The organism is Mycobacterium yunnanensis, assembly GCF_025823185.1.
Lineage (GTDB): Bacteria > Actinomycetota > Actinomycetes > Mycobacteriales > Mycobacteriaceae > Mycobacterium > Mycobacterium yunnanensis.
The window spans coordinates 33,446-41,324 of sequence record NZ_JACKVK010000010.1 but is presented as its reverse complement, the minus strand read 5'-3'; the positions used below and the strand labels follow the sequence as shown (position 1 = coordinate 41,324).

General features: G+C 69.0%; 4 protein-coding genes and 1 pseudogene. 4 read left to right on the top strand and 1 reads right to left on the bottom strand.

Annotated features, from left to right (window positions below; all coding sequences use genetic code 11):
• The 4 genes and pseudogenes from H7K45_RS19550 to H7K45_RS19535 form a co-directional block, all read left to right on the top strand.
• Positions 1-1,211 (top strand): annotated as a pseudogene (locus tag H7K45_RS19550) (cytochrome b); the annotation flags it as partial.
• Between the two features lie 207 nt (positions 1,212-1,418).
• The gene (locus H7K45_RS19545) at positions 1,419-1,694 is read left to right on the top strand and encodes a DUF732 domain-containing protein (protein WP_263997617.1); all 276 of its coding nucleotides are present in this window, start codon (positions 1,419-1,421) and stop codon (positions 1,692-1,694) included.
• Between the two features lie 64 nt (positions 1,695-1,758).
• A complete protein-coding gene (locus H7K45_RS19540) occupies positions 1,759-2,904 on the top strand; it encodes a zinc-binding dehydrogenase (RefSeq protein WP_263997616.1) in 1,146 nt (381 codons plus the stop codon).
• A 78-nt stretch (positions 2,905-2,982) separates the two neighbouring features.
• Entirely contained in the window at positions 2,983-6,501 is a 3,519-nt protein-coding gene (locus H7K45_RS19535) for an ATP-binding cassette domain-containing protein (protein WP_263997615.1), read from the top strand.
• Here H7K45_RS19535 and H7K45_RS19530 read toward each other — a convergent pair.
• A complete protein-coding gene (locus tag H7K45_RS19530) occupies positions 6,498-7,850 on the bottom strand; it encodes an HNH endonuclease signature motif containing protein (protein WP_263997614.1) in 1,353 nt (450 codons plus the stop codon). The genes H7K45_RS19535 and H7K45_RS19530 overlap by 4 nt on opposite strands.
• Positions 7,851-7,879: the final 29 nt, after the last annotated feature.

Here is a 7,879-nt window from a genome sequence, read left to right as displayed (position 1 = left end):
GGTCGCTGCTGCTGATCTTGGCGATGTTCGAGGGGTACTTCGGGTATTCGCTGCCCGACGATCTGCTCTCCGGGACCGGGTTGCGGGCGGCGTTCTCCTCGATCACGTTGGGGATGCCCCTGATTGGGACGTGGTTGCACTGGGCGCTCTTCGGTGGGGACTTCCCGGGGTCGATCATCATCCCGCGGCTCTACGCGCTGCACATCCTGTTGATTCCGGGGATCATCCTGGCGTTGATCGGGGTGCACCTGGCGATGGTGTGGTTCCAGAAGCACACCCAGTTCCCCGGTCCGGGCCGTACCGAGCACAACGTGGTCGGCGTGCGGGTCATGCCGGTGTTCGCGGTGAAGTCCGGCGCCTTCTTCGCCATGACCGTCGGCGTGTTGGGGTTGATGGGCGGTCTTCTTCAGATCAACCCGATCTGGCAGCTCGGGCCGTACAAGCCCTCCCAGATCTCGGCCGGTTCACAGCCCGACTTCTACATGATGTGGACCGACGGCCTGGCGAGAATCTGGCCGCCGTGGGAGCTGTATCCGTTGGGGCACACCGTTCCTGCAGCCGTGGCGGTGGCGTTGCTGATGGGGCTCGTCTTCATCCTGCTGACGATCTACCCGTTCCTGGAGAAGCGGTTCTCCAAGGACACCGCGCACCACAACCTGTTGCAGCGCCCCCGGGACGCCCCGGTGCGCACCGCCATCGGTGCGATGGCCATCGCGCTGTACATCGTGCTGACCTTCAGTGCGATGAACGACATCATCTCGCTGAAGTTCCACATCTCGCTCAACGCGACGACGTGGATCGGCCGCATCGGGATGGTCGTGCTGCCCGCGATCGTCTACTACGTCACCTACCGGTGGGCGATCAGCTTGCAGCGCAGTGACCGGGCGGTGCTCGAGCACGGCATCGAGACCGGCATCCTCAAGCGGCTGCCGCACGGGGCCTACGTCGAGCTGCACCAGCCGCTGGGGCCGGTCGACGAGCACGGTCACCCGATCCCGCTGGAGTACCAGGGCGCCCCGCTGCCCAAGAAGATGAACAAGCTGGGCTCTGCCGGCGCCCCCGGCTCGGGCAACTTCTTGTTCCCGGATCCCGAGGGTGAGCAGGCTGCGCTGGTTCAAGCCGCGCACGCCGCCGAACACCGGGCGATGCTGGCACTCAAGGAGCGTCAGCACACCAACGGAAACGGCAACGGCAGCAACGGTAGCCACTAGGGCACTGCGCCGGGGGTGGCGACGACGGCAATGGTCGTCGTCGTCCCCCGTGGCCCGTGAGTCATCTAATTCCGGCTCCTGACGCAGTATCCGAGGCCCGCGCGCGGTCGCCCAGTGGTGGCACGGCGAAGACTATTACGAGTTGCACCAAAACGGTCAGCAAAGACCACACCGTGTTCTACGGTGGCGTCGACCAGGAGGTGTGACGTGAAGGTCGTGTTCGGAGCAGTGCTTGCGGCAGGCATGGCGATCGGGGTTGCGGCACCGGCGGCCGCCGACGAGTCTGGCTACCTCACGGAACTGGCACCGCGGCTCACGTCGCTGAGCCCGCAGCAGCTCAGCGCGGAGGGGCACAAGGTCTGCCGATACGTCGGCGCCGGACGGCCGACCGCCGACGCCATTCCCATGGTGATGAACGATCTGAAGACCACGGTGGCGGGCGCGATGTACATCATCTCGGCCTCCATGCGCGAACTCTGCTGACGCCCCACCGGCGCCGGTTCCTAAGGTGGACGGCAGACCCCACCACAGGAACGAGGCACCATCCATGACGCACGACCTTCCGGAGACCGCCCTGGAACTGCGATCGTTGGTGACGTCGCAGGGCACGCTCGAACTGTCGCTGCACGAGGTCCCAGTCCCGACGCCAGCCGCCGACGAGGTGCTCGTCCGGGTGGAGGCCGCGCCGATCAATCCGTCCGACATCGGTCTCCTCGTCGCGTCTGCCGACATGGCCGCCGCCACCGTCGGCGGCACGCAAGAGCGTCCCGTCGTGACTGCACCGATCCCACCCGAGTCGCTCGACGCTCTGACCGCGCGCCTCGACGATTCGCTGCCCGTCGGCAACGAGGGGGCGGGGACCGTCGTCGCCGCCGGTGAATCGGCCGGCGCCCAGGCGCTGCTCGGCAAGACGGTCGGGCTGGCTGGCGGCGGAATGTACGCGCAGTACCGCGTGGCGAAGGCCGCGGCGTGCCTGGTGCTACCCGACGGGACACCGGCTCGCGACGGTGCTTCCTCGTTCGTCAACCCGTTGACCGCGCTCGGCATGGTGGAAACCATGGAGCGCGAAGGACATTCGGGTTTGGTGCACACCGCCGCGGCGTCGAACCTCGGGCAGATGCTGGTGAAGATCTGCCTCGAGGACGACATCCCGCTGGTCAACGTGGTCCGCAAGCCCGAGCAGGAGGAGCTGTTGAGGTCGATCGGTGCGGTGCACGTGGTCGACTCGACCTCGCCGACGTTCGCCACCGACCTCTTCGACGCGCTGGTGGCCACCAACGCGACGCTGGCCTTCGACGCGATCGGCGGCGGAACCATCGCCGGCGACATCCTCAACGCAATGGAACGCGCCGCCAACACGACCGGTGAGGCCTATTCACGCTACGGCTCCACCGTGCACAAGCAGGTCTACGTCTACGGCGCGCTCGACAGCGGACCGACGACGCTCACCAGGAAGTTCGGCATGGCGTGGGGCATCGGCGGGTGGCTGCTGACCCCGTTCCTGCAGAACGCCGGCGCCGACACCATCGGGCGGTTGCGCTCGCGGGTGGCCAACGAACTGACCACGACCTTCGCCAGCTCCTACAACCGCGAGGTCTCCCTGGCCGGCATGCTCGCGCCCGAGGCGTTCACCGCCTACCTCAAGCGCGCCACCGGTGAGAAGTTCCTGATCACACCGCAGGTCACCGCCTGACCCGCGGCGGTCGAGGATTGGCCGCCCCCGAAAAGAAGGTGCATCGTGGCGCCGGCGATGTGTAGCGTCCACGTCGCGATGACCACCACGACCCGGCCTGACACCACCCCGTCGGCGCCGACCATGGGCCACCGGGATTTGGCGGATCACCTCGACCGCACCGTCGGATGGCGGCGCCTCAAGAGCCCCGGTGTCGTGGTCGCCCTGCTGACGATGACGGTCGCGGCGGTGCTGCAATCCTTGGGCACCGTCGTGATCGGCCGCCTCGCGACCAACCCCGTCTGGACGACGGTGTGGGTGCTCGCGGCGTGCTTGCTGGGCGCCGCCGTCCTCGACACCGTGGGTCGCACCGTCTGGGCCCGCATCGCCGACAGGGCCGAGGGCCGTCTGCGGGCCGATTTGCTCACCGCGGCACTCGGCCAACCGCTGGACCGACTGTCCGAGCAGGCCGTCGGCGAGATCCTCGACCGCGTGGACGACGACACCCACGAAGTCGGGTCGCTGGTGCGGTCGCAGATGTGGGAGGCCCTGCGCACCGTCGTGTCCGCGGTGCCGATGTGGGTCGTCGCCGGGCTGACCTGGTGGCCCGCCTGGATCGTCTTCCCGGTCGTCGTCCTGCTCATCACCATGGCGATTCGACCCCTGCTGCGCGAGCTCGGCCGGCGCAAGGTCGTCGAGGAGATCGCCTGGACCGACCACGCGGCAGCGATGGAGGAGGGCGTCGCCGCGCGCGACGACGTGCGCACCAGCCTTGGCCAGGCCTTCGTCCTGCGGCGGTGCGCCGAACTGTCGGCCACCATTCAGCGGTGCTTTCGCGCGGTGGTGGCGGTCGAGTCGCGCATCACCCTGTGGGCCGGCGGGCTCCTGCACGCGTTGCTCGCCGGCGTCGTCGTTGCCGGTGTCGCGCTCGTCGCGGACGGCGATCTCGACGTCGCCCAATTGATCACGCTGTTCCTGGTCAGCGCCACCTTGGTCGGCGAGATCGCGCAGCTGACCCGGCAACTGCCCGAACTGCAGGCGGGCATGGGTGCGATCATCCGGCTTCGGCAACTGATCGTCGCGGAGTCAGAACCCGTTGGCGGAGTGGATCTTCCGGCCGACGCGGTTGGTGTCGAGATGCGTGGGCTGACGTTCTCCTACGCCGACGGGCCACCGGTGCTGCGCGGGGTCGACCTGACGATCCCGGCGGGCACCACGTGTGCGTTGGTCGGCCGAACCGGTTCGGGCAAGTCGACTCTCGCGTCGCTGGTCTCCCGGGCGGTGGACCCCCATCGGGGGTCGGTGTTCCTCGGCGGCGTCGACGTCCTCGACCTCGACGTGCACCGCCTGAGAGCCGCGGTCGGCGTGGTGACCCAGCGCACCGAGATCCTCGCGGGCACGCTCGCCGAGAACGTCACGCTGTTCGCCGACGTACCCCGGCAGCGAGTGCTCGACGCCGTCGCCGAACTCGAGCTGACCGATTGGGTCGAGAGCCTGCCCGACGGCGTCGACACCCTCCTGGGTCCCGGTGGCACCACGCTGTCGGCGGGGGAGGAGCAACTCGTCGCCTTCGCGCGGCTCCTGGTCCGCGAGGTGCGCGTGGTCGTACTCGACGAGGCCACCGCGAGGATGGATCCTCTGACCGAGGCCAGAGTGGTGCGAGCGGCCGATCGCCTGCTGGCCGACCGCACCGGAATGCTGATCGCCCACCGCCTTTCGACCGTGACCCGTGCCGACCTCGTCGCCGTGCTCGACCACGGCCGCGTCGTCGAGCAGGGTCCGCGCGCCGAACTCGCCGACCGGCCCGGGCCCTTCCTGAACCTGCTCGAGGCCAGCGGGATTGGCGCGGACGCGCCACCGCCGGCCGTCGACGACGGGGCCGCCGTCGGTGGGGTCCGCAGGCACGGAGACGCCCCCAAACCGCCCGACGTCGACGGCGGGCCGAGTCTGGCCCGCGGCATCATCCGCATGGTCTGCACCCATCCCACCTGGGGCCTGTTGGGCGCGTCCTTGTTCGTGTTGACCGGACTGGTCGGGGCGACCGGCGCGGTCAGCGGCTTCGCGTGGGGGCACGTCGTCCAAGCTCTGAGCGAGGGCAGGACCCCGACGCTCATCGCCGTGGCGATGGTGCTGTGCATCCTCGTCGAACCGCTGCTGCTGGCGGTGGCGCTGCGGCGGTTCCTGCCGTGGTGGTCGGCGTGTGCGCTGCGGATCCGAATGACGGTGCTGGACGCGCAGACTCGGCAAGACCGGCTGCCGGGTACGCCGCCCGGCGAGGTGGTCTCGCGCGTGCTCGACTCGGACCGCTTCCTGCACTACGCCGACCGGTGGAACGACGTCGTCGGCGGTCTGGTGATCGTCGTCATCGCGTCGTTGCTCGGCGGAACACCCGTCGCCGGCGCGATCCTGCTTGCGGTGATGGTGGCCGCCGCCGTGACGTCGGTGGCGGGTCGACCCGTCGCGGGCCGCTCGTCGGCGGCCGCCTCGGCCACCCGCGCCGAGTTCGGGCGCTCCCTGGTGTCGGTGCTCGAATGCGTCCGGACCGTCAAGCTCGCTGCCGCGACGGCGGACATTCGGGCGTATCTGGACCGCGTCGACGGCGGCCGGGTGGGCGCGGCGGTGCGCGAACACCGCATCCAGTCGATCTTGTTCGGGGTGCCCGTGGTGATGGTGCAACTCGGCGTCGTCGCGGCGTGGGTGGTGTACCTGGTGGGCGGATGGAATTTGGCCACCGCGCTGCTGGTCTCCAGCGCCGTCGCCGGCTTCGACTACTTCGGCAGCGTCGCCGGGGCGGTGGTCACCGACGCACCGGGCGTCCGCGCCTGGCAGCGGGCCACCACTCGCCTGGCGGGCGGAGCCGACCTCATGGACGTTCCCGCGGGTGTGGACCTACGGGCCGGTACCGCACCCCGCCCGGCGCCGGTCACGCGAACACCGTTGCGGCGCTTGGAGTTGGTCGACGTCACAGCCGTGCACGACGACGGGACCCGGGGTGTGACGGGCGTGCACCTGAGTGTCGAGGCGGGTGAGCTGGTGCTGCTGCTCGGGCAGGTGGGCGCGGGCAAGTCGAGTCTGCTGTCGGTGCTGTGCGGTCTGGTGGGCCACACCGGGCGGATCAGGTGGAACGGTGCGGAGGTCACCGACGCGCAGACATTCCTTCGGCCCGGTCGGGTGGCGCACGTCGCCCAGGTGCCGCTGGTGCTCTCGGGCACGTTCGCCGATAACGTGCGCCTCGACCACGACCGTGACGTCGAGCGGGCCGTGGCCGACGCCCGGCTCGGTCCGGACGTCGCCGACGCCGGCGGGGTCGACGCCGTCGTGGGCCACCGCGGGGTGCGCCTGTCCGGTGGTCAGGTCCAGCGCCTGGCATTGGCCCGCGCTCTGGCAACGGAGCCGGAACTGCTTCTGGCCGACGACATCTCCAGCGCACTGGACGCCGCCACCGAGGTGGAGCTGTGGGCCAGCCTTCGGGCGCGGGGGACGACGGTGCTGGGCGCCACCTCCAAGCGGGCGGCGCTGGCCAGGGCGGACCGGGTGGTCGTGCTGGTCGACGGCGCGATCGCCGACGACGGTCCATGGGAGGAACTGTCGTCGCGGTGGGGCCACCTCGCGGCCTAGCTCCCCGACTCCGCGAGGAGTCGTTCGGGGTGGTGGAGGTAGTTGACGCGGGCTTGGCCCACGTCGAGTTCTGGTGGTGGGATCCACTGCACGACCCCGTCTTGGAGTTGCACGGTCCAGCCGTTTTCGGCCAGGCGGTTGTCCCCGCCGCAGGCCAGGGTGACGTCGTCGACGTCGGTCAGCCCGTTCTTGGCCCATCCGGTCATGTGGTGCACCTGGGCGCCGTAGCCGGGGACGGTGCACCCGGGTTTGGTGCAGCCGCGGTCGCGGGCGTGTAGGACGATCCGCTGCCCGACTGAGGCCAACCGCTTCGTCCGGCCTAAATAGAGGGCTTCGTTGGTGTGCTTGTCGAACACCGCCAAGTAGTGGTGAGCGTGCGACGCCATCCGGATCAGATCGGCCATCGGCAGCAGGGAACCACCACCGGTGACTCCGCTGCCGCTCGCGGATTCCAGATCCTGCAACGTCGTCGAGACGATGACGGTGACGGGTAACCCGTTGTGCTGACCCAACTCACCCGAGGACAGCACGCTTCGGCCGATCGCGATCAACGCGTCGTGGTTGCGTTGGGTCGCGGTGCGGTCGTCAGTGTCGATCTGCTGTTGGGATGGTGTGCCGGAGGTTCTCGGTTCGTGGTCGGCGGGGTTGCACATCCCGGGGGCCGCGTACTTGGACAGGATCGGTTCGATGGTGGCTCGGGCTTCGGGGTCGAGGAGCCCGGTGAAGGGGGTCATCCCGTCGGCCTGTTGCTTGCCCAATCGGAAGAACCGCTTGCGGGCTCGTTCGACGTCGTCGGGTTTGGGGCCGTCCTGGTCGATGGTGGTCATGAGTTTCTTGGCCGTGTTGCCCAGTTCTTCTGGGCCGGTGCCGGACCCGATGTGCACCAGCGTCTTCTCCGAGAGTTCCCGCACTTCGGGGTCCACCCATGCGGGCAGCTTGTCGAGGAAGCCTCGAATCACCGACACGTGTTCGGGTCCCAGCACCCCGTCGGCTTGGGCGTCGGCGGTCGGTGCGAGCTTCGGTGTCAGCGCTTGCCCGCTCAGCGTGGTCCGCGGCCCCAAATCCTCTGCTTCGCAGAGCCGCTTCCGGACTTCCTTGCTTGAGATGCGCAACCGTTGGGTCAGCACGCTGCCCAACGACTTGGCGCCCAACTCCATGAAGGATGCTTCGCGGTGCAGCCGGGCGATGACCCGGTGCCCCACCGTGGGCAGTTGCCAGGTGGCGGTCTCCAATTCCCCCAGCAGCTCTACCAATTCGAGGTGGGTGAATTGATCGCAATCGAGGGCGATGAGCTCGGCCACCGCAGCGCGGATCCCCGCGACTGCTGCGGTGACCCGATCCGAACTCATACTCGAACACTAGTTTGACCCACCGACAA